The organism is Bradyrhizobium sp. Pha-3, assembly GCF_042258615.1.
Lineage (GTDB): Bacteria > Pseudomonadota > Alphaproteobacteria > Rhizobiales > Xanthobacteraceae > Bradyrhizobium.
Genome location: NZ_CP170152.1, coordinates 8,249,215 through 8,271,881, shown reverse-complemented (window position 1 = coordinate 8,271,881; position 22,667 = coordinate 8,249,215). Strand labels below are relative to the sequence as shown.

Below are 22,667 nucleotides of genomic sequence, written 5' to 3'. Positions count from 1 at the left end.
GGTTAATGTCGAAGCAATCGTTGCGCGAGGAGGCCGAGCGCCTGATCCGCGAGACCATGGAAAAGCGGAACCTGGTCATCAAGCAGGGGACGACCAGGATCGAGGCCGTCTGCGGCAAATGCGGCGCGCCGAACCGGGTGCAGGCGGAAAAGGGCCAGTCCCGCGTCAAGTTCACCTGCAAGAACTGTGACCACAAGCAGGAAACGCTGTAGGCGCGTGCGTGGTCTGTATGGTGGGGCTCGCTAACTCTACATCTCCCGTCATCCTGAGGAGCGCGGAACGCGCGTCTCGAAGGATGCACGGCCACCAGCCGGGCCGTGCATCCTTCGAGACGCGCGCAAGAGCGCGCTCCTCAGGATGACGGGGATAGCCTTGTAGGTGGGCTAGCGAAGCGTAACCCACCATCTTGGTCCAACACACGCGGGTGCGGATGAGAAGCCGGCGGTGGGTTACGCCTTCGGCTAACCCACCCTTCAAGCGCTGCATGTCCCGTCATCCTGAGGAGCCGCGAAGCGGCGTCTCGAAGGATCGACGGCCACCAGCCGGGCCGTGCATCCTTCGAGACGCGCGCAAGAGCGCGCTCCTCAGGATGACGGGGATAGCCTTGTAGGGTCGGTTAGCGAAGCGTAACCCACCATCTTGGTCCAACACACGCGGGTGCGGATGAGAAGCCGGCGGTGGGTTACGCCTTCGGCTAACCCACCCTTCAAGCGCTGCATGTCCCGTCATCCTGAGGAGCCGCGAAGCGGCGTCTCGAAGGATCGACGGCCACCAGCCGGGCCGTGCATCCTTCGAGACGCGCGCAAGAGCGCGGCTCCTCAGGATGACGGTGATAGCCTTGTAGGGTGGGTTAGCGAAGCGTAACCCACCATCTTGGTCCAACACACGCGGGTGCGGATGAGAAGCCGGCGGTGGGTTACGCCTTCGGCTAACCCACCCTTCAAGCGCTGCATGTCCCGTCATCCTGAGGAGCGCGTAGCGCGTCTCGAAGGATCGACGGCCACCGGCCGGGCCGTTCATCCTTCGAGGCTCGCTCCGCTCGCACCTCAGGATGACGGGGATAGCCTTGTAGGGTGGGTTAGCGAAGCGTAACCCACCATCTTGGTCCAACACACGCGGGTGCGGATGAGAAGCCGGCGGTGGGTTACGCCTTCGGCTAACCCACCCTTCAAGCGCTGCATGTCCCGTCATCCTGAGGAGCGCGTAGCGCGTCTCGAAGGATCGACGGCCACCGGCCGGGCCGTTCATCCTTCGAGGCTCGCTCCGCTCGCACCTCAGGATGACGGGATAAGTAGAATTGGATGGGTTAGCTAACCCACCCCACAAAGCGCCTCTACTTGAACGCCTCGCAGACCGTGGTGTGATCCGGCGCGATCCGGGCCGCGGTGCGCAGCGAGACGTTGCGTCACCAGGCATCCAGCGCGTGGCGGTCGCGGGCGAGTTTCACGCTCATCCCGCCGGCGAACTTGATCCAGTCCTCAAAGCTTTGGCGTGACACCGCGATCACGACGGGAATATCGGCGTCGAGCGCGCGTTCGATCACGAAGCCGAGGCCCTTGCCGTCGCGTTCCCGCTTGCCGAAGCGGTTGACGATGACGAGATCGGCGCCTTCAGCGAGCGCATCGGCGACGCGGACGCCGGCGTCCTGCAGCCGCGACAGATCGAGCTTGCAGCCGGTCGCACCGGGACTTGTAGTACTCGGGGCCGGCGGCTGCGCCAGCAGCATCGTCTCGCCGCTGTGGACCAGCACTGCCGACAGGCTGGAATCCGCGCACTGGCCTAATTGCACCATGCCGACCACGCGCGCGCCGCACGCCTTCAGGTCGCCGGCGAAGTCGCGCAGGATGGCGTCGGGATCGTCATGGCCGTCATAGACAAGGGCGGCAAGGTCGCATTGGGCATCGAACATGAAGGGCTCTGTTCGTTTTGGAGGAAAGCGGCGGCCGCGGCGCCAAGGGGGCGCCAAGGGGAGCCAAGGGGAACCAAGGGGAGCCAAGGCGTCGCGGCCGCATGTTCTTCGGATCAGGCGGCCGGCGGGCCGTTGATGATCTGCAGCTGGGTGAATTCGGCGAGACCTTCCTCGGCGAATTCGGTGCCGATGCCCGACTGCTTGGCGCCGCCGAACGGAATGTTCGGGGCCATGTCGAGGTGCTTGTTGATCCACACCGTGCCGGCCTCGATCTGGGTCGCGATCTCGTGCGCCCGCTTGATATCCGACGACCAGACCGACGCGCCGAGGCCGTAGGTGGTGGCGTTGGCGCGGCGGATCACGTCATCCTTGTCGGAGTATTTGATGACAGGCAGCACCGGGCCGAACTGCTCCTCGTCGACCAGCTTGGAGCCTTCCTTGATGTCGCGCACGATGGTCGGCTCGATGAAATAGCCGGGACGGTCCATCGCGGCGCCGCCGGCGATCACATTGCCGTTCTTGCGGGCGTCGTCGAGGAACGCCTTCACCTTCTCGTACTGCATCTTGTTCTGCAGCGGGCCGAGCTTGGTGCCTGCTTGGAGCCGTCATCGACGACGGTGTTCTTCGCAATCGCGACCAGCTCGTTGCAGATTTCGTCATAGACGGATTCGTGCACATAGAGCCGCTTGATGGCGAGGCAGACCTGGCCGGAGTTCTGGAACGCGCCCTCGAAGATGCCGGGCGCGACCTTCTTCGGATCGACGTCGTCGAGCACGATGCCGGCGTCGTTGCCGCCGAGCTCGAGCGTGATCCGCTTCAACGTCTGCGACGCGCTCGCCATCACCTTCTGGCCGGTTGCGGTCGAGCCGGTGAAGGAGATCTTGCGGATGTCAGGGTGCTTGGTCATGTGATCGCCGAGATCGTTGGCATCGGCGATGAAGTTGAGCACGCCCTTCGGCAGGATGTCCTTGACCAGCTCGGCAAAGCGCAGCGAAGCCAGCGGCGTGGTGGGCGCAGGCTTCACCACCAGGGTGTTGCCGGCGAGCAGTGCCGACGGCAGCTTGAACGCCAGGATCAGCAGCGGATAGTTCCAGGGAATGATCGCGCCGACCACGCCGAGCGGGCGGCGATAGGCCTCGACCTTGCGGTCGCCGGAATCCTCGACCACGCGCATCGGCAGATCGAGCGAGCCGAGGTAGCGGAAGAAGCCAGCCATGCCCATGACTTCGCCGGTGGCATCCGCGAGCGGCTTGCCTTGCTCACTGGTCAGGATGTGCGCGAGCTCGTTGGTGTTGGCCTCGATCGCCTCGGCCATCTTGATGATGAGCTTGCGGCGCTCTTCCATCGGCGTGGCGGCCCAGGCCGGGTAGGCGGCCTTCGCGGCGGCGACGGCCTTGTCGAGCTGTTCCTTGGAGGCGCGGGGGCATTGCGCCACCACCTCTTCGGTCGCCGGATTGAGCACCGGCATGGTCTGGTCGCCGGGTACCATCTTGCCGTCGATGAGAAGCTTGTAATCACTCATAGGCTTTGCTCTCCCTGGTCAAACGGGCCCTTCGCGGGCCTCGCTATATCCTTTCATATATCACGGTTGCGGCAGGTGGGCCACGGCCAAAGCGAGGTCCGCAATAACGGCTGGACGCCGGCAGCCCGAGCGATATATTCTTATGAATATAATGAAGAAATGACCCGGAGTGCCGGTATGCAGATCGAAACCCAGGAGCTCACCACCTGCGAAGTCGCGCCCGACGGCTGCGCCATCTCGCTGGGATTCGTCGACGGCAAGGGTGAGCCCGCGACCATCCGCCTGTCGATCAACCAGGTCGGCGCGCTGGTCATGACGTTGCCCGGGCTGATCAGCAAGGCGCTGCAGACCCGTTTCGGTGACCAGAGTCTGCGTTACGCCTATCCGCTGGATTCATGGGTGCTCGAGCAGTCGACCGATCCGGCCCATGGCATGATGACGCTCAAGACGTCGGACGGCTTCAGCGTCTGCTTCTCGATCCCGCGCGCCCAGCAGAGCGAGCTCGGCGAGGCGCTGGTGGCGCAGCCGGCGACGCCGGTGCGAGTGCGGGCGAATTAGCGGAGTCGCGGGGTGGGTTAGCCGAAGGCGTAACCCACCATTTGCGCCGCGGCGGGAGAAGAGGTGGGTTACGCTTCGCTAACCCACACCGTCATCCTGAGGAGCCGCGAAGCGGCGTCTCGAAGGATGAATCGGCCCCAGTCGGGCCGTCGACCCTTCGAGACGCGCTTCGCGCTCCTCAGGGTGACGGGATAAATAGCCGCGTAGGATGGGTGGAGCGAAGCGATACCAATCGCGTTCACCGCGAGATGATGGGTATCGCTGCGCTCCACCCACCCTACAAGTTCACTTCCCCTTCACGAACGCGGCGAACGCATCGCCGTAATCCGGATGCCAGCGCGACAGCGGCGGGCGATTCTCGACGATATCGCCGGCAGCCCAGAGGATACGGCGTTCGTCGAGCGCGCGCGGCACGTCGTTATCGGGACAGAGGATATAGAAATCACCGGCTTTGAGGTGCTCGATCATGAAGTCGACGGTCTGCTCCGACGTCCAGGCGCCGGCCGGCTTCTCGGTGCGGCCGCGCGCAGTCAGCCCGGTAAAGACAAAACCCGGGATCAAGAGATGCGCCGTGATCTTGCAGCCGTCGGTGTTGCGCAGCTCGTGCTGCAGGGCCTCGGTGAACGCCTTCACGCCGGCCTTGGAGACGTTGTAGGCGGGATCGCCCGGCGGCGTGGTGATGCCCTGCTTGGAACCGGTGTTGATGATCAGTCCCGGCCGGCCGCGCTTGATCATGTTGGGCGCGAACGCCTGCGTACCGTTGATGACGCCCCACAGATTGACGCCGAGGATGCGCTGCCAATTGTCCGCGGGCCCGAACATCGCGCTGCCGGGCTGGATGCCGGCATTGTTCATCAGGATGTCGGTGCCGCCGAACTTCTTCGCGACGGCGGCCTCAAGGCCTGCGACCTCATCGGCGCGGCTGACATCGACCGCAGCCGTCATGATGTCGGCGGCGCCGCCGGGTGCGGCAGATGACAGTTTTGCTGCAGCCGCCTTCAGCCTGTCATCGCCGAGATCGGCGATGCAGACCTTCATGCCGGCTTGGGCAAACCGCAATGCGGCGGCAAGCCCGATGCCGGATGCGCCTCCGGTGATCACGGCAACATGATCGGCTGATATCACGGGGTGGGGCATCGTCGGTCTCCGGACACATTTGTGGCTGAGGTTAGCATAGCGTTTTCAAGCGAAGTGGTTCCCGGTTCGCGTGAAGAAAACGCGTCAAACAAGAGAACCCTTACCTATCATACTGCACGCACCACGCAGGCGCATGGGAGGTTTTCATGCGCGGCACCCTCGACAACGCTTGCTTCGCTTTACGGTTTCGCGGCCGCGCTGTAGAATCGCCGATATAACGCTTCCAAAAGACCTCAGCCGACATTTACAGGGAGTGCAAACATGGCTGTTTCGCAGGCTATTCCGATCACGCGCCATCCTTATGCCGATGGCTCCTACAAGAAGATGCTGATCGACGGCAAATGGGTCGACGCCGCCTCCGGCAAGAAATTCGAAACCCACAACCCCGCCACCGGCGAATTGCTCGCCTCCGTCGCCGAGGGCGATGCCGAGGACATCAACCGTGCGGTTGCGGCGGCGCGCCGCGCCTTCGAAGGGCCGTGGAGCAAGGTGAAGCCGTTCGAGCGGCAGAACATGCTGCTCAAGCTCGCCGAGCTGGTTGAGGCCAATTTCGAGGAACTGTCCCAGCTCGACACGCTCGACATGGGCGCGCCGATCAGCCGCACCCGCGGCAACAAGCTGCGCTCGCTCGGCATGCTGCGCTACTATGCCGGCCAGGCCACCGCCATCCATGGCGAGACCATCGAGAACTCGCTGCCCGGCGAGATATTCTCCTACACGCTGAAGGAGCCGATCGGTGTGGTCGGCGCGATCATCCCCTGGAACGGGCCGCTGACCGCCTCGATCTGGAAGATCGGCCCCGCGATCGCGACCGGCTGCACCGTGGTGCTGAAGCCGGCCGAGGAATCGCCGCTGACCTCGCTGCGCATCGGCGAGCTCTGCATGGAGGCCGGCATTCCGCCCGGCGTCGTCAACGTCGTGCCGGGCTACGGTGAGACCGCGGGCGCCGCGCTCGCCTCGCATCCCGATGTCGACAAGGTCGCCTTCACGGGCTCGCACGTCACCGGACAATCGATCATCCGTGCCTCGGCCGGCAACCTCAAGCGTGTCTCGCTCGAGCTCGGCGGCAAGTCGCCGGACATCGTGTTCGCCGACGCCGATCTCGACGCCGCGGTGCCGGGCGCTGCGATGGCGGTGTTCGCCAATTCCGGCCAGATCTGCAGCGCCGGCACGCGGCTGTTCGTCGAACAGAAGGTCTATGACGAATTCGTCGGCCGCGTCGCCGAGTTTGGCAAGAAGCTGCAGGTCGGCAACGGCCTCGATCCCAACACCCAGATCGGGCCCTTGGTGTCGCAGCAGCAGATGGACCGGGTGTCCGGCTATCTCGACATCGGCCAGAAGGAAGGCGCCAAGGCGCTGGCCGGCGGCGGCCGTCTCACCGAAGGCGCGCTCTCGAAGGGCTATTTCGTGCAGCCGACGGTGTTTGCCAATGTGCAGGACAACATGCGCATCGCGCAGGAGGAGATCTTCGGCCCGGTGATCTCGGCGATCTCCTTTAAGGATCCGGACGAGCTGATCAAGCGCGCCAACGCCACCACCTTCGGCCTCGGCTCGGGTGTGTGGACCACCAATGTCAGCAAGGCGCACCAGCTCGCCAAGGCCCTGCGCGCCGGCTCGGTCTGGGTCAATTGCTACCAGGCGATGGATCCGGCAGTGCCGTTCGGCGGCTACAAGATGAGCGGCTACGGCCGCGAGTCCGGCAAGCAGCACGTCGAGGAGTATCTCAACGTCAAGGCGGTCTGGATCAAGACGGGCTAGGGCTGGCTTCTCACCTCTCCCCGCTTGCGGGGAGAGGCATTGCTTTTGCCCCTTGGCGCCCACCCTGTGACGCCTTGAAACGAGAACCATCCCCATCGTCGTCCCTGCGCAAGCAGGGACCCATAACCACGAATGCCAATTGTTGAGCGATGCCGGAACGGCGAGTCCGTTCAACAAGGCCTGCCGCGGCGTATGGGTCCCTGCTTTCGCAGGGACGACGTGTTGGAGGAGCCGCGGCTTCGCATCAAGATTTCGGAATATTAGAAATATACCCCTGATTTGCCCGACGCGTCAAGCTGCCTTGTCGAACGCCGGCCGCCGCCGGCTACTGTGCATGGGGTTGTTTTCGATATTTTCGTAAGCGCCCTTGCGACGGCCGCCGGTTCCTGCGTTTACCGCCCCGCGGCCTTCTTCGGCTTGCCGATGTCGCTGCGCAGGGCCTCGAGATCCTTGCGCACGGCGGTGGCCGCATCGCGCTCGATCTTGCGGTAGCGCGCCACCAGGGAGAGGCCGAACGGGGTCAGCACCGCGCCGCCGCCGTTCTTGCCGCCGGTCTGGCGTTCCACCGCCGCCTGGCGGCAGATGCGGTTGATCTCGTCGACCAGGTCCCAGGCGCGCTTGTAGCTCATGTCCATGGCGCGGCCGGCGGCCGAGATCGAGCCGCATTCCTTGATCCGCTCGAGCAGCAGGATCTTGCCCGGTCCGATGCGGTCTTCGGCATCGAGATCGATGCGGACGCTCAACGAGGGGAGCGATGTGGCGCTCGTTTTCGACATGGCAAGCCTGCTTGTCTGTTCGCTAGATTGCCACTACCTGCTTTTGCGAACAAGATGAACCCGTGACATAACGGGCATGGTCCGGAAAAGTGGTAACCGGTTTTCACACTATAACGGAAACCACACAAGAATAATTGGGGTAGGCATGAGTTCTCCATCGCTGTTTTCGCCGCTCAAGGTCGGTCCCTATGAGCTGAAGCATCGCGTCGTGATGGCGCCGCTGACGCGGATGCGGGCGGCGCGGCCGAGCCTCGCGCCGCGGCCGATGAACGCGGAATATTATGCGCAGCGCGCCACGCCCGGCGGCCTCTTGATCGCGGAAGCCTCGCCGGTGGTCGCCACCGGCTTCGGCAATCCCGGCGTCCCCGGCATCTACAGCGAGGCCCAGATCGCGGGCTGGCGCGAGGTGGTGGATGCGGTGCACGCCAAGGGCGGGCTGATCTTCCTGCAGCTCTGGCACGTCGGCCGCGTCTCGCATTCTTCGTTCCAGCCGGATGGCGCGCTGCCGGTGGCGCCGTCGGCGGTCGCGATCCCCTCCGAGTTCAAGTGCATGACGGCGGACGGCAAGGTGGTCGACTACGAGACGCCGCGTGCGCTCGAGACCGGCGAGGTCGCCCTGATGGTCGAGGCCTACCGGCAGGGGGCGAAGAACGCGCTTGCCGCCGGGTTCGACGGCGTCGAGATCCACGGCGCCAATGGCTATCTGATCGAGCAGTTCCTGCAATCGCGCAGCAATCTGCGAACCGACCAGTATGGCGGCTCGATCGAGAACCGTGTCCGCTTCCTGCTGGAAGTGGCGCAGGCGGTGACCGAGGTGTGGGGCGCCAACCGGGTCGGCGTGCGGCTCTCGCCCTACGGCATTGCCAATGGCAGCGGCGAGGCCGACCCGATGCCGCTCTACAGCCACGCCATCAAGGCGCTGGACAAGTTCGGGCTCGCCTATCTGCATTTCATCGAGCCGCGCGCCTCGGGCACCGGCCGCGCCGAGGTCGACTGGCAGAATGTGCCGTCCGCGATGGTGCTGTACCGCCCGATGTGGAGCGGCGTGCTGATCACGGCCGGCAATTTCGTCGGCGACAGCGCGCAGAGCGCGGTCGCCGAAGGCCATGCCGATGCGATAGCGTTCGGCCGCTATTTCATCTCCAACCCGGATTTGCCGCGCCGCCTGCAGCGCGGCTATCCGCTGACCAAGTACAACCGCGCGACCTTCTATGCCGGCGAGGAGAAGGGCTACACGGATTATCCTGTCCACGACGAGCTGGCGCGGGCCTGACTTCGTAGCCCGGATGAAGCGCAGCGCAATCCGGGGCCTTTTTGTCGGCGGATCAACCGTTACCGGATTTCGCTTCGCTGCATCCGGGCTACGATAGCTCGGCCAGCAAAACCGGGAGACCCCGATGTTTCCGGACGACGAGTTCGAGCCGACGAAAAAGCCCAAGCCCGTGGCGCTGGCAAAACCCGCGGCCGGCCAGTGCCTGTGCGGCAAGGTGCGGTTCGAGATCGACGTGCCGGCGCGCTGGGCCTGGCACGACCACACCGCCGCGAGCCGCCGCGCCCATGGCGCGGTCTATGCGACCTATGTCGGCAGCTGGAAGAAGCGCTTCCGCGTCACGCAAGGCGCGGGCGAGCTCTCGCGCTATGAGGACGCGAAGAGTAAGACCGCGCGCAGCTTCTGCGCCAATTGCGGCACGCCCGTCATCTACGAGCGCGCGCGGTCGCCGCATATGGTGAACATCCCGCGCGCGCTGTTCTCGGGACGCACCGGCCGGCAGCCGCTCTATCACATCGCAATCGAGGAATTGCAGGACTGGGCCTACACCGGCGAGCCGCTGGTGCCGCTGAAGGGCTATCCCGGCGTGGTCTGGCAACGCTCGAAAAAGAAGAAGCGCAGCGAGCGCGAGGGGATGTTCTAGCGGAGTTTCGGTTCCGATTGAATCTCGGGCCGCGGTCGCACCGAAGCTGCGTCAGTGCTTCACGTAGATGACCTCGTCCGTTCCTGCGTATTCCTCTGTCCACCCTCTCTTGTCCACGAGGAACCTCTTCAGCGGTTCGTGCGCCTTCACCCAGAGCACCGTATCGATCTTGTACTTGGCGAGGACGGCGTCCCAGGCGGCCTCGTCGATCTCCCATTTGATCAGGCTGAAATAGTCGCGCAGCAGCTCATCGGGATAGGCGGTGGCCGACCGGCCATCGATGAACACCGGCACCGCACCCCGTGTGTAGAAGATCAGGAGCCCGCCGACGTTCCAGTGGTTCAGCAGCCGTGCATGCGGAAAATGGGTTTGAAGATAGCGCGCATCCTGCTCCGACAGCAGCTGCGGAAGTGCGAGAGCCGGCTTGACGTATGCCAGCGTCAGCGGCAGCGCGCACATTGCGACGATGCCGGCCACCAGCAACGAACTCTGGACCTTGAGGTCGTTCAGTTGCTTGGGCAGCACCCGGTCGATGTGAAGCGCCAGCGGTACCGTCGCGAACATGAAGAAGAACGACATGTACCGGTATTGATAGAATCCCAGCAGGAGGAACAGCCAGGACAGCAGCCGCGACTCCAGAGGAGCGGGCGAGGCAGCCGGATGACGCAGCTCGAACGCGGCAAATATCGCGATGTAGACGATACCGGGAATGCTTCCGGGCACGGAGAAGTTCGCGGAATAAGACCACCACTCGGTGATGTTCGCCTGCGCAAAGTGGCCCAGCGTCGTCGTGACGCCGTCGTAGATGTGCCAGCCGAGCGGATTGATCAGGATTGCGACAAGGCAGCCGGCAGCTGCGAAACTGTAGATCTTAAGACCTGCCCAGTCCCGCCTGAGCACGGAGGCGGCGCCAAAAAGGCCGATGATGAAAAGCCCGAGCACAAAGCCGCCATGCAGATTGGCCCAAAGCACCATCATCACCGGCAGCAGGAACCATCTGGTTCGCTTCAGGCACTCTGCGTAGAAAACGACGCAGAACAGCATGGTGGGCGTGTTTGGCGAAGCGGCGAGATAGGAATTCGGCGCGGTCACGAACGCCGGGTAAAGCAGGCACGCGGAGAGAACGGAAATGCCAACCGCAAGTGTCGAGGCGCCGCTGCGCAGGCAGATCGATGCAAGATAGCCGGTGATGACGGCGCCACATGCAACGACTGACAGTGTGAGACCGATATACCCCGTGTATTGAAACACCATGCTGGCGATCACGTCCCAGAGCCAGGACAGATTGTACCATTGCCTGTCGCCGAGGGTGAATGACCATGGATCCTGGAAGGGGACATTGCCGCGCTCCCTGATCAGGTCTCCGGCGGCGAGGTGCCATCCGAGATCAAGGTGGCCGAGCAGGAGCGGCCCGTTCGACAGGTAGTACACAGACGTGACTGCGATCAGGAAGACATAGAGCCCCGGCTTCTCGCGCCCGATCGCTCCCGGTCCTCTATCGAGCCTGGTTCCGTTCCAGGCCGCCAGCGCGTCCATGACTGAACCCCCGCGATCGAAGCGAGCCGTCTGCGGGCCCTGCATGCTTGTCTGTGTGCTTGATGAAGGCAAACCATCGTCGCTTTAGGACACTCTCGCTAAAGTAGCGTTAAAGTCAGCCGCGCAATTCGATGGCTCCCGTCGAGGTTCACGTCTGCCCAACGCCGGCTTTCGAGGGACTGGCCGGCGCAGTGAAATCAAGAGCCCCGAGAGCCAGGCGCGCGCCAGCGGAATGCGGCCATGACCGGCCGCTCGATTGCTCCCCAGGCGCAAGTTTGGTCATCTCGTCCCGCCCCGTCGGCCAACGCGCCGGCAGGCCTGGAGGGAACATGAAGAATCGCATTACCGGCCGCTCGGCATTCCTGGCGCTGCTGAAGGACGAGGGCGTCACGCATCTGTTCGGCAATCCCGGCACCACCGAATTGCCGATCATGCATGCGCTGAAGGACCATCCTGACCTCACCTATGTGATGGCGATGCAGGAGAGCCTGGTCGTCGCGATGGCCGATGGTTTCAGCCGCGCCTCAGGCAAGCTGGTCGCCTGCAACGTCCATGTCGCGCCCGGTCTCGGCAATGCGATGGGCTCGCTCTACAATGCGAGCTTCACCGGCACGCCGCTGATCCTCACTGCCGGCCAGCAGGAGCAGGGCCACGGCCTGACCGAGCCGGTGCTCTATGGCCCGCTGGTGCAGATGGCCACTCCCTTGGTCAAATGGGCCGTCGAGGTGACGCGGCTGGAGGACCTGCCGCGCATCGTGCGCCGCGCCGCCAAGATCGCGACCACGCCGCCCACGGGACCGGTGTTCATCTCGCTGCCCGGCGACATTCTCAACGCTGAGGCCGGCATCGAGCTCGGCCGCTCCACCCGGGTCGACACCAGCGTCCTGCCGTCGGAGGAGTCGTTGAAGGCGCTGGCCGCGCGCATCCTCAAAGCGGAGCGCCCGGTGATCGTCGTCGGCGACGAGATCGTCAAAAGCGACGCACTGCGCGAGGCGGCCGATCTCGCCGAGACGCTGGGCTGCCCGGCCTGGCAATCGCCGACGCCCTATGGTTCGCATTTCCTGTCCGAAAGCCCGAGCTTCATGGGCGCGATCGCGCGGCTTCAAAAGGTCGCCCGCGATGTGCTCGCGCCGTATGATCTGTTGATCGCGCTCGGCGGCGATCCGCTGCGAATGTCGGTCTATAGCGAGGTCGATCCGCTGCCGGACGGGCTCTCGATCGTGCAGGTCGGCCTGGTCGACAGCGATCTCGCCAGGAACTATGGCGCCGAGATCGCGGTCAAGGCCGACGTCAAGGAAACGCTGCGCGCGCTGGTCCCGGCATTGAAGGAGCTCGGCGGCGGCGCGCTGGAGACGCGTGCGGGGCAAGGCCTCGCAGCGCTATCGACGAAGAACTGGGCAGCGAAGCGCAAGGCGCTGGTCGAGCAGATCTCGAAGGCGAGCCAGACCTCGCCGATCGATCCCGATTGGCTGGCGCTGCAGGTCGTGGAGGCGATGCCGGACAACGCGATCCTGGTCGACGAGGGCCTGACCTCGTCGCGGCAGATCCTCGCGCTGCGGGCGCATCGCGACCGCTACGGCTATCACGCGCTCGCCTCCGGCGGCATCGGCTGGGGCCTGCCGGCCGCGGTCGGCGTCAGCCTCGCCAATCCACAGCGCCCGGTGGTGTGCTATTCGGGCGACGGCTCGTCGATGTATTCGATCCAGTCGCTGTGGACCGCGGCCAATCACAAGCTGCCGCTCAACTTCGTCATCGTCAACAATGGCGGCTACCGCATCATCAAGCAGCGCCTGCTCGCCTTCCATGGTGACGACAACTATGTGGGCATGGATTTCATCGATCCGCCGGTCGATTTCACCGGCGTCGCCCGCTCGCTCGGGCTCGAAGCGATCAAGGTCACCGACCCGCAGGAGCTGAAGGGTGTGATGACATCGGCGTTCAGCCGGCCCGGCGCGAAGTTGATCGAGGTGATGGTCAGCAATTCGGTGAATTGAGCGGGTTGCGTTCAATCCGTCTCCGTCACCCTGAGAGGATGTGAGGCTATATCCTCGTCCACCGCTGTCATCGCCCGGCTTGACCGGGCGATCCAGTACGCCGCGACCTCTCGGCTCAAGCACCGCGGTCTCTGGGATACTGGATCACCCGCATGCGCGGGTGATGACACTGAGCAAGCTGAGCAATCACCCCGTCATCCTGAGGCGCTCGCGTAGCGAGCCTCGAAGGGTGCACGGCCCGGCCGGTGGCCGTCGATCCTTCGAGACGCGCGCTAGTGCGCGCTCCTCAGGATGACGGGATGGTGAGCTGGGCGTAACCTCGTCATTGCGAGGAGCGAAGCGACGAAGCAATCCATGGTCCCGCATATGCGGAACGATGGATTGCTTCGCTTCGCTCGCAATGACGGAGGATCACTCGGCCGCAGCGTTCGACTTCACCCGATATCGCCCCGCCGGATGCGTCGCGTCGAGCCTTGCGCGGCCCGCGCCGAACAGCTTCTCGCGCAAGGTGCCCTTGGCATACTCCCGCTTGTAGCGGCCGCGCTTGACGAGCTCCGGCACCAGCATGTCGGCGATATCCTCGAAATCGCCCGGTGAGATCGCGAACGCGACGTTGAGGCCGTCGACGTCGGTGTCCTCGAACCATTGCTCGATCTTGTCGGCGACCTGCTCGGGCGAACCGACCACCACGGGGCCGGCGCCGCCGATGCCGACATGCTCGGCGACCTCGCGCACCGTCCAGACCCGATCGGGGTCGGCGCGGGTGACGTTGTCCATCGCGGAGCGGCCGGCGTCGTTCTGCACGTGCCGGACCTCCTGATCGAGCGAATAGGTCGAGAAGTCGACACCGGTCCAGCCCGACATCAGCGCCAGCGCGCCCTCGTGGCTGATATGGCTGCGATACTCGGCGTATTTCGCCTTGGCCTCGGCCTCGGTCGGCGCCACCACGACGCACATCATCGAGAACATCAGGATCTCGGCCGCGTTGCGGCCTTTCTCGGCGGCGAGCTCGCGGATCGCCGACACCCGCGGGCCGATCACCTTCGCCGACGGCCCCGACATGAAGACGCATTCGGCGTGCTCGGCCGCGAACTGCCGGCCGCGCGGCGAGGTGCCGGCCTGGTACAGCACCGGCGTACGCTGCGGCGACGGCTCCGACAGATGAATCGCGTTGAGGCGGTAGTTGCTGCCCTCGTGCTGCACGCGATGGACTTTCTTTGGGTCGGTGAAGATGCCGCGCGCGACGTCGCGGATCGCGGCGTCGTCCTCCCAGCTGCCTTCCCAGAGCTTGTAGACCAGCTCCATATATTCGTCGGCGAGCTCGTAGCGGTCGTCATGCGCGGTCTGCTTGTCCTTGCCGGCGCCGCGGGCCGCGGAATCGAGATAGCCGGTCACCACGTTCCAGCCGACCCGGCCACCGGTGAGGTGATCGAGCGTCGACATCCGCCGCGCGAACGGGTAGGGCGGCTCGAACGAAAGGTTGCTGGTGACGCCGAAGCCGAGATTTTCGGTCACCGCGGCCATCGCCGGGATCAGCATCAACGGCTCGTTGGCCGGGGTCTGCGCCGCGTTGCGCAGCGCCGCGTCCGGGTTGCCAGCGTACACGTCGTAGACGCCGAGCACGTCGGCGAGGAACAGGCCGTCGAACCGCCCGCGCTCCAGCGTCTTCGCCAGATCGGTCCAGTAGGACAGCTTGTTGTAGTCCTTGGTGCGGTCGCGCGGATGTGTCCACAGCCCCGGCGACTGATGCGCCACGCAGTTCATGGCAAAGGCGTTGAGCCGGATTTGTTTTGTCATTGTCGAAACCTTGGTCGAAACCTTGAGCGCCGCCTCGAATGTGGCCCGTTCGATGCCGGGCGTCCCGCATCAACTTGTTGCGACTTCCCACGTTTTGGCAAGGCCCATTCGCATTTCACGCCCTTCCGGTCGCGATCCGATCCCGATAGGTTGCGCCACTGCAGAAGCATGATCCGGATGTGCGAGACAGCTTTCCGGCGGGATCATGCCAAGACGCGACCGGACGAAGGAACAATCATGGCGACACGGGCCGACGCAATCGCAAATGTGCGAGAGCATTTTCAATCGGGACAGTTCTTGCAGGATCTGGACCGCAGGGTCGGCTATCAGACCGAGAGCCTGAATGCCGACAAGGCCGATGCGCTGCGCGCCTATCTGGTCGAGAATTTGCAGCCGGCTTTTGCCGAGCTCGATTTCACGACCCGGCTGATCGAGTCACCGGCCGGCCGTGGCCCCTACCTGATCGCCGACTACCAGGAGGATGCCGCGCGGCCGACCGTGCTGACCTACGGACATGGCGACGTCGTCGACGGCATGGTCGGCGAATGGCGCGACGGTCTCAATCCCTGGCAGACCACCGTCAAGGGCGATCGCGTCTACGGCCGCGGCACCGCCGACAACAAGGGCCAGCATTCGATCAACATGGCCGCACTGCGCGCGGTGAAGCAGGCGCGCGGCGGCAAGCTCGGCTTCAACGCCAAATTCATCATCGAGACCGGCGAGGAGATCGGCTCGCCCGATCTGCGCGAGGTCTGCGAGGCGCATCGCGAGGAGCTGAAGGCCGATCTGTTCATTGCCTCGGACGGGCCGCGGCTGTCGGTGGAGCGGCCGACCATCTTCCTCGGCTGCCGTGGCGGCAACCGCATCCATCTCGACGTCAATCTGCGCGAGGGCGGCAACCATTCCGGCAATTGGGGCGGCGTGCTGGCCAATCCGGCGACGATATTGGTCAACGCGATCGCGAGTCTGGTCGACGGCAAGGGCCGCATGAAGCTCGATATCCTGAAGCCGCCGCCGATCTCGAACCGCGTCCGCGCCGCGCTCGCCGACGTCGAGATCAAGCCGACGGCCGACGAGCCGGCGTTAGCGGAGGATTGGGGCGAGGAGGGTCTGACGGCGGCCGAGCGGCTCTACGCCTGGAATACGCTGGAAGTGCTGGCGATGTCGTCAGGCAATATCGACAAGCCCGCCAACGCAATTCCGGGCAAGGCGAACGCGGTGCTGCAGCTCCGCTTCGTTGTCGGTACCAGGTATCTCGAAGTGATCGATGGGGTGCGCGACTATCTGCACAAGAACGGCTTTCCGATGGTCGAGGTCTCCGGCGCGCAGCGCTTTGGCGCCTCGCGCACCGACATGGACAGCCCGTGGATCGACTGGGCGGCGAACTCGATCCGCACCACCACGGGCAAGGAGCCCGCGGTGCTGCCGAACTTCGGCGGCTCGCTGCCGAACGACGTGTTCTCGGAAGGCCTCGGCCTGCCGACGATCTGGGTGCCGCATTCCTATCCGGGCTGCTCGCAGCACGCGCCCGACGAGCACATCCTGCTGCCGGTGACCGAGGAGGCGCTGACCATCATGGCCGGCCTGTTCTGGGACCTCGGCGAGGCACCGCGCAAGGGGTGAGCTAGGCTCGCTTGTTCCCCGTCATCCTGAGGAGCGCGCCCTTGCGCGCGTCTCGAAGGATGCGCGGCCACCAGCGGGGCCGTCGACCCTTCGAGACGCGCTTCGCGCTCCTCAGGGTGACGGGGAAGAGGTCTACGGCCGGGCATGACGAGCGGAGAACTGGCGCCCGACGCCAGCAAGGAAAACGGAATGACTTTATCAACGCCGGCTGACGCGCAGCACACGACTGCGGCCGCCAAGAAAAACATCACCCGCCTGATCGTCGCGACCTCGGTCGGTAATGCGCTCGAATGGTACGATATCTCGGTCTACGCCTATTTCGCGGTCTACCTCTCCAAGGCGTTCTTCCCGGCCAATGATCCGACCACCTCGCTGCTGCTGACCCTCGGCAGCTTCGGCCTGTCGTTCCTGATCCGCCCGATCGGCGGCATCGTGCTCGGCGCCTATGCCGACCGTCACGGCCGCAAGGCCTCGCTGATGCTGTCGATCGTGTTGATGACGGCGGGCACGCTGGTGCTGGCCTTGATGCCGACCTATCAGACGATCGGCATCCTGGCGCCGATCGCGGTGATGCTGGCGCGGCTGGTGCAGGGCTTTTCGGCCGGCGGCGAGTTCGGCTCCTCGACCGCGTTCCTGGTCGAGCACATGCCGGAGCGGCGCGGCTTCGTGGCGAGCTGGCAGTTTGCCAGCCAGGGCGTCAGCGGCCTGTTAGGGGCCGGCTTTGGTGCGCTGCTGACATCGCTGATGAGCCCGGAGGACCTGCAATCCTGGGGCTGGCGGCTGCCGTTCCTGTTCGGCGTGTTGATCGGCCCGGTCGGCATCTACATCCGCAACCATGTCGACGATGCGACGCCGCCGCCGGCGGCGGGCAAGCAGGACTCGCCGGTCAGGGAAGTGTTCGCGCGGCAGAAGCTCGCCACGATGCTGGCGATCGGCGCGCTCGCGGTGTCGACCGCGGTCAACTATCTGATCGTCTACATGCCGACCTATGTGGTGAAGACGCTGAACCTCGCGCCGTCGGTCGGCTTCATCGCCGCATTCGCCGCGCAGACGGCGGTCGCGCTGCTGGCGCCGATCGCAGGTCTCGTCTCCGACGGGATCGGGCGCACCACGCACATGATCCTGTTCGCGCTGCTGCTGCTGGTCTCGATCTTCCCGGCCTTCCTGCTGCTCACCGGCAGACCGACGCCGACCTTCATCCTGATCGGCGTGCTATGGCTCGGCGTCCTCAAGTCGTTGTATTACGGGCCGCTCGCCGCGCTGATGTCGGAGCTGTTTCCGGCGGCGACACGTGCGACCGGGCTCGGCCTCAGCTACAATATCGGCGTCACATTGTTCGGCGGCATGGGCCCGGCGATCATGACCTGGATGGGCGGCTTCGCGCCGATCGGCGAGCTCGCGCCGGGCTACTACCTCACCGGCGTCTGCCTGCTCAGCCTGTGGTCGCTGTTCAAGATCCGCCGGCTGCGGCTGGCATAGAGCATGATCCGAAAAAGTGCGAAGCGGTTTTTCGAAAAGATCATGCTCAAATGGTGGTGGATTTCGTGAAGCGAAATTCGAATGTCGTTGTTGCTGCAAAGCAGCGTAGATAGTCGCAATCAAAGTTTCATCTGACGAAAGTATACGATGTCCGGCGCGCGGCATCCGTCTTAGGATGTTGTCCGCCGGGCGCGTCCCTCGTCGCGCCCGGTTCAGGATCTTGGATTGAGGCAAGGAAGATCAAGGCATGAACGCCTCCACGACTGCGACCGCACGGACCAGCCGCAAGAGGCCGCCGCCGGAGCCGGGCCAACCCGACAAGTTCAACGCGATCCAGAAGGTCTGCGCGATCCTGCGCGTGCTGGCGCAGCGCTCGCCGCTGCGGCTGACCGACATCGCCGACACCACCTCGCTGAACAAGGCGACCGCGCTGCGTATCCTCAACTCGTTGATCGAGGAAGGCTTCGTCAGCCGGGTCACTGGGGCCAAGACCTATGAGCTCGGCCAGGAGGCGCGGGTGATGGCGGTCGGCGCGCGCCGCTCGGTCGACATCGCCGAACTGGCGCAGCCGAGCCTGCTCCGGCTGTCGGAGCGCTCGGCCGATACGGCGCTGTTGTCGGTGCGCTCCGGCGTCGAGGCGCTGTATCTGGCGCGCTCGGTCGGCAGCCATCCGCTGCAACCGAACTATCTGCAGATCGGCAGCCGCCGTCCGCTCGGGGTCGGCGCCGGCGCGCTGGCGCTCCTGGTCTGGCTGCCGGACGCCGAGATCGAGGCCGTGATCGAGGTGATCGTGCCGCGGCTGGCGAAATCGCCGCGCATCACGCCAAAATTCCTGCGCGAGCGGATCGCGATCGCACGCAAGGCCGGCCACACGGTGCTGATCGACGCTGCATTCCCCGGCATGGGCGGCGTCGGCGTTCCGGTCCGCGACGATGCCGGCGAGGTGGTCGCCGCGCTCTCGATCGGCGCGGCATCCGACCGCATCCGCCGCCGCGAAAGCGAGCTCGCCGACATGCTGAAGAAGGAAGCCCAGGTGCTGGCCCGCGCGATGGCCCAGGCGCCGAAGAACGCGCGTCCGGTGAAGACGGGGTGAATGGTGCCGCGCTCTCCTTCGCCTCTCCCCGCGCGCGGGGAGAGGCCGCAACGCATCGTCAGATGCGTTGCGGGTGAGGGGGAGCCTCCGCGAACACAGCTATCACCGCTTCCGCGGAGACGGCCCCTCACGCCAACCCTCTCCCCGTAAGAACGGGGAGAGGGAGCGCAGCTTCGACGCGGCCGCAGCTCAACCTCGCCCAATCACCCACTAAGCCCCCTCATCCAGCGCCACCAGCTCGCGCTTCCTGCGCAGTGACGGCAGCAGCGGGCCGACCAGCAGCACCAGCGCGAAGGCGAGGCAGACCGCCGAGATCGGCCGCTCCACAAAGGTCATGAGATCGCCCTGCGAGAGGATCAGCGACTTGCGCAGGTTGTTCTCCAGCATCGGCCCGAGCACGAAGGCCAGCACCAGTGGCGCAGGCTCGTAGCCGAGCTTGCGCATGAAATAGCCGATCACGCCGAACGCGATCATGACATGGACGTCGAATACGTTGTTGCTGGAGCAGTAGACCCCGATGATCGTGAACAGGATGATCAGCGGGAACAGGACATTGTAGGGCAGCCGCAGCAGCTGCACCCACATGCCGATCATCGGCAGATTGAGCACCAGCAGCATCAGGTTGCCGATATACATGCTGGCGACAATGCCCCAGAACAGCGTCGGGTTCTGCGAGATCATCAGCGGTCCCGGCTGCAGGCCGTGGATCACGAAGGCGCCGAGCAGCAGCGCCATCACCACATTCGGCGGGATGCCGAGCGTCATCAGCGGAATGAAGGCGCCGCCGGCCGCGGAATTGTTGGCCGATTCCGGCCCCGCGACACCCTCGATCGCGCCATGGCCGAAGCGCTCCGGATGCTTCGAGAGCCGCTTCTCCAGCGCATAGGACGCGAACGACGCCACCACGGCGCCGCCGCCGGGAAGGATGCCGAGGAAGAAGCCGAGTACGGTGCCGCGCGCCACCGGCCCGCTGCTGGCCTTCCAGTCCTCCTTGCTTGGCAGCAGCTGGGTGATCTTGGTCTTGATGATGTCGCGCTTGATCGCTTGCTCGGTGTTGAGCAGCACCTCGGCGACGCCGAACAGGCCCATCACCACAGGCACGAGACCGATGCCGTCGATCAGCTCGATGCGGCCGAAGGTCAGCCGCGGCTGCGCGGTGATGCTGTCGAGCCCGACCAGGCCGAGCACGACACCGATGCAGGCCATCAGCAGCGCCTTGGCCATCGAGCCTTGCGTCAGGAAGGTCAGCACGACGAGGCCGAGCACCATCAAGCTGAAATATTCGGCCGGGCCGAACGCGATCGCGACGCTGGCGAGCGAGGGCGCCACCAGCATCAGGGCGACCAGCGAGAAGGTGCCGGCGATGAAGGAGCCGAACGCGGAGATGCCGAGCGCAGGGCCGGCACGGCCCTGTTTCGCCATCTGGTGGCCGTCGATGCAGGTGACGACGGAGGCGGCTTCGCCGGGGATGTTGACCAGGATCGAGGTGGTCGAGCCGCCATACATCGAGCCGTAATAGATGCCGGCCATCATGATGATGCCGGACTCCGGCGTGCCTGACAGCGTCACCGGCAGCAGCAACGACATCGCCGAGATCGGGCCGATGCCGGGCAGCACGCCGACCAGCGTGCCGATGAACACGCCGATGAAGCAATAGAGCAGATTGACCGGCAGCAGCGCGACGCCGAGGCCGTGGGCGACGTTGACGAGAGTATCCATGGGCGCTCAACCGATCTCGAACAGGCCGCTCGGCAACTGGATCGCGAGCAGGTGCTTCAGCACCCACCACATCCCGAGCGGGGCAAGGATGGACAACGGGATCGCCAGCGACCAGCGCACCGGATCGATCACGCGGAGCAGCAACAGCATCAGCGGGATCGCCGACAGCAGGAAGCCCAGCGGCTCCAGCGCAAAGGCGAAGGCGGCGAGGCAGACGATGACGAGGACCGGCTTGCCCCAGCGCGCGTTCTCCCAGCGCGAGGCGAAGGTCGGGCCGCCCTCGGTGACCGCCGCGAGGATGATCGAGATCGCGAACACGCACATCAGGATGCCCGTGTAGAACAGCACGTAGCCGGAGCCGGGATCGTTGATGGTGCCGAGCTTGAGCTTGAGCCCCGACCAGATCACGAAGCCGCCGAGCGCGAGCCCGATCAGCCCGCCCCAGAGCTCGGAGTTGTTGAGACGGAGTTTGACGTTGGTGTCGTTGTTCATGCGCGATGTTTCCGCTTTTTGTATCGTCACCCTGAGGTGGCGGCGCGAAGCGACGCCCTCGAAGGGCGACGGTGCCTCGGTCCATCCTTCGAGGCGAGCCGCAAGCGCGGCTCGCACCTCAGGATGACGCCAGTGTATGTGGCGGACTTGGACCTACTTCTTCGTTAGCCCGAGCGTGTCGATCACCTTGCGCTCGGACTCGGTGACCTCGACCACGAACTTCCTGTAGTCCTCGGTGTTCTTGTAGTTCGGCACCATGTCGTATTTGGCGAGCGTTGCGATCACCGCCGGATCCTCGATCGCCTTCTTGAAGGCATCGTGCAGCTTGGCCACGATCCTGGGATCCATGCCCTTGGGGCCGGCGATGCCGAACGGCGAATCGTAGATCATGGGATAGCCGAGCTCCTTGAGCGTCGGCACGTCGGGATAGTTCGGCGAGCGCGCGCCGGTCCACACCATCAACAGGCGGAGCTTGCCGGCGTCGACCAGCGGCCGCCAGCCGGTGGAGTCGGCCTGCAGCATGGTGTGCTGGCCGAGCACTGCGGCGTTGGTCTCGGCGCCGCCCTTGAACGGCACCTGGGTCAGCTTGATCCCGCCGGCCATCAAGGCGATCTGCTCCATGCCGATATGCAGCGAGGTGCCGGTGCCCGGCGTCGCATAGGTCACCTTGCCCGGATTCTTCTTGGCGAAATCGACCACGTCCTGCCAGGTCTTGAACTGCGACTCCGCATTGGTGGTGACGCCGAAGGTGTAGCCGGTGAGGTGGACGATGTAGGAGAAGTCCTTCGCCGGATCCCATGACACGTCCTGCATCAAGGGCAGGCGGAACACCGTGATCGGAATCTGCGCGATGGTGTAGCCGTCGGGCTTGGCGCCGGCGGCCATGGTCGCGGGGCCCACGGTGCCGCCGCCGCCCGCCTTGTTGTCGACCGCGATCGGCTGGCCCAGCACCTTCGAGGCGCTCTCGGCGATCGCGCGCATCGAGATATCGGTCGAGCCGCCCGCCGGCCACGGCACGATCAGCGTGATCGGCTTGGTCGGATACTCCTGCGCCTGCACCGCTGTTGACACCAGCATGCCGGCGGCGGCGAGCAGGACCATCAAGGAATTGCGGTGCGACATCTCGATCTCTCCCGTGCGGCCGCGTTCGATCGCGGCCATGTCTTGTTCGGTGTTGGCAGATCGTCCCTGTCGTCGCAGGGACGTAAGAGCGCATTGGACAGAACCGGGTGGGCAACGGAAGAGCGAAGGCGGCGGCTGCGACAATTGGCCTGCCGCGACTTGCCGCAACGTGCCGAGCCGCGGAATTCAATCGGCCTTTGGTCTGACGGATTGGCAGCTATTGGCAGTTCCTGGCGGCA

The 22,667-nt window shown here is 65.0% G+C and carries 17 protein-coding genes and 1 pseudogene; 9 read left to right on the top strand and 9 right to left on the bottom strand.

The features are described 5' to 3' along the window. The first annotated feature begins 5 nt into the window (after window positions 1–5). The gene (locus tag ACE10Z_RS38645) at window positions 6–212 is read left to right on the top strand and encodes a hypothetical protein (RefSeq protein WP_024581255.1); all 207 of its coding nucleotides are present in this window, start codon (window positions 6–8) and stop codon (window positions 210–212) included. 1,193 nt (window positions 213–1,405) lie between these two features. Here the strand turns inward: ACE10Z_RS38645 and ACE10Z_RS38640 are convergent. Beyond that, window positions 1,406–1,909, bottom strand: coding sequence for a DUF2478 domain-containing protein (locus ACE10Z_RS38640; protein ID WP_375785368.1), 504 nt, complete (start codon window positions 1,907–1,909; stop codon window positions 1,406–1,408). Window positions 1,910–2,022: 113 nt separating this feature from the next. Next, window positions 2,023–3,431: pseudogene (locus ACE10Z_RS38635) on the bottom strand (aldehyde dehydrogenase family protein). 177 nt (window positions 3,432–3,608) lie between these two features. Here ACE10Z_RS38635 and ACE10Z_RS38630 point away from each other — a divergent pair. Then, complete coding sequence (locus ACE10Z_RS38630) at window positions 3,609–3,989, top strand: hypothetical protein (protein WP_298371532.1); 381 nt, start codon at window positions 3,609–3,611, stop codon at window positions 3,987–3,989. Between the two features lie 285 nt (window positions 3,990–4,274). Here ACE10Z_RS38630 and ACE10Z_RS38625 read toward each other — a convergent pair whose 3' ends face one another. Continuing rightward, entirely contained in the window at window positions 4,275–5,126 is an 852-nt protein-coding gene (locus tag ACE10Z_RS38625) for an SDR family NAD(P)-dependent oxidoreductase (RefSeq protein WP_375785367.1), read from the bottom strand. A gap of 261 nt (window positions 5,127–5,387) precedes the next feature. On the opposite strand from ACE10Z_RS38625, the gene ACE10Z_RS38620 reads away from it, so the two are divergent. Continuing rightward, the gene (locus tag ACE10Z_RS38620) at window positions 5,388–6,884 is read left to right on the top strand and encodes an aldehyde dehydrogenase family protein (RefSeq protein WP_375785366.1); all 1,497 of its coding nucleotides are present in this window, start codon (window positions 5,388–5,390) and stop codon (window positions 6,882–6,884) included. 392 nt (window positions 6,885–7,276) lie between these two features. On the opposite strand, the gene ACE10Z_RS38615 is transcribed toward ACE10Z_RS38620, so the two are convergent. Further along, a complete protein-coding gene (locus tag ACE10Z_RS38615; RefSeq protein WP_092123946.1) occupies window positions 7,277–7,660 on the bottom strand; it encodes a winged helix-turn-helix domain-containing protein in 384 nt (127 codons plus the stop codon). Window positions 7,661–7,805: 145 nt separating this feature from the next. Here ACE10Z_RS38615 and ACE10Z_RS38610 point away from each other — a divergent pair, with 145 nt between their 5' ends. Both ACE10Z_RS38610 and ACE10Z_RS38605 read left to right on the top strand, forming a co-directional pair. Beyond that, the gene (locus ACE10Z_RS38610; RefSeq protein ID WP_375785365.1) at window positions 7,806–8,933 is read left to right on the top strand and encodes an alkene reductase; all 1,128 of its coding nucleotides are present in this window, start codon (window positions 7,806–7,808) and stop codon (window positions 8,931–8,933) included. Window positions 8,934–9,057: 124 nt separating this feature from the next. Continuing rightward, complete coding sequence (locus ACE10Z_RS38605) at window positions 9,058–9,573, top strand: GFA family protein (protein ID WP_375785364.1); 516 nt, start codon at window positions 9,058–9,060, stop codon at window positions 9,571–9,573. Between the two features lie 51 nt (window positions 9,574–9,624). Here ACE10Z_RS38605 and ACE10Z_RS38600 read toward each other — a convergent pair whose 3' ends face one another. Then, window positions 9,625–11,109, bottom strand: a complete 1,485-nt coding sequence (locus tag ACE10Z_RS38600) for a hypothetical protein (RefSeq protein ID WP_375785363.1) — start codon at window positions 11,107–11,109, stop codon at window positions 9,625–9,627. 329 nt (window positions 11,110–11,438) lie between these two features. On the opposite strand from ACE10Z_RS38600, the gene ACE10Z_RS38595 reads away from it, so the two are divergent. Then, the gene (locus tag ACE10Z_RS38595) at window positions 11,439–13,103 is read left to right on the top strand and encodes a thiamine pyrophosphate-binding protein (RefSeq protein WP_375785362.1); all 1,665 of its coding nucleotides are present in this window, start codon (window positions 11,439–11,441) and stop codon (window positions 13,101–13,103) included. Between the two features lie 411 nt (window positions 13,104–13,514). On the opposite strand, the gene ACE10Z_RS38590 is transcribed toward ACE10Z_RS38595, so the two are convergent. Next, complete coding sequence (locus ACE10Z_RS38590) at window positions 13,515–14,900, bottom strand: LLM class flavin-dependent oxidoreductase (RefSeq protein WP_375785361.1); 1,386 nt, start codon at window positions 14,898–14,900, stop codon at window positions 13,515–13,517. Between the two features lie 237 nt (window positions 14,901–15,137). Here ACE10Z_RS38590 and ACE10Z_RS38585 point away from each other — a divergent pair, with 237 nt between their 5' ends. The 3 genes from ACE10Z_RS38585 to ACE10Z_RS38575 all read left to right on the top strand — a co-directional run bounded on the left by ACE10Z_RS38585 (window position 15,138) and on the right by ACE10Z_RS38575 (window position 19,095). Beyond that, window positions 15,138–16,523 carry a M20 family metallopeptidase gene (locus ACE10Z_RS38585; protein WP_375785360.1) on the top strand — a complete coding sequence of 462 codons (1,386 nt, stop codon included), beginning with the start codon at window positions 15,138–15,140 and terminating at the stop codon, window positions 16,521–16,523. Window positions 16,524–16,712: 189 nt separating this feature from the next. Continuing rightward, on the top strand, window positions 16,713–18,002 hold the full coding sequence (locus tag ACE10Z_RS38580; RefSeq protein WP_375785359.1) for an MFS transporter: 1,290 nt from the start codon (window positions 16,713–16,715) through the stop codon (window positions 18,000–18,002). A gap of 247 nt (window positions 18,003–18,249) precedes the next feature. After that, window positions 18,250–19,095, top strand: a complete 846-nt coding sequence (locus ACE10Z_RS38575; protein ID WP_375785358.1) for an IclR family transcriptional regulator — start codon at window positions 18,250–18,252, stop codon at window positions 19,093–19,095. A 210-nt stretch (window positions 19,096–19,305) separates the two neighbouring features. Here the strand turns inward: ACE10Z_RS38575 and ACE10Z_RS38570 are convergent, their stop codons facing one another. From ACE10Z_RS38570 to ACE10Z_RS38560, 3 genes are all read right to left on the bottom strand, one after another. Further along, window positions 19,306–20,814: a tripartite tricarboxylate transporter permease gene (locus tag ACE10Z_RS38570; protein ID WP_375785357.1), complete on the bottom strand. Its 1,509-nt coding sequence runs from the start codon at window positions 20,812–20,814 to the stop codon at window positions 19,306–19,308. A gap of 6 nt (window positions 20,815–20,820) precedes the next feature. Further along, window positions 20,821–21,306, bottom strand: a complete 486-nt coding sequence (locus ACE10Z_RS38565; RefSeq protein ID WP_375785356.1) for a tripartite tricarboxylate transporter TctB family protein — start codon at window positions 21,304–21,306, stop codon at window positions 20,821–20,823. Window positions 21,307–21,459: 153 nt separating this feature from the next. Next, window positions 21,460–22,407 carry a tripartite tricarboxylate transporter substrate binding protein gene (locus ACE10Z_RS38560; protein WP_375790027.1) on the bottom strand — a complete coding sequence of 316 codons (948 nt, stop codon included), beginning with the start codon at window positions 22,405–22,407 and terminating at the stop codon, window positions 21,460–21,462. Window positions 22,408–22,667 lie beyond the last annotated feature (260 nt).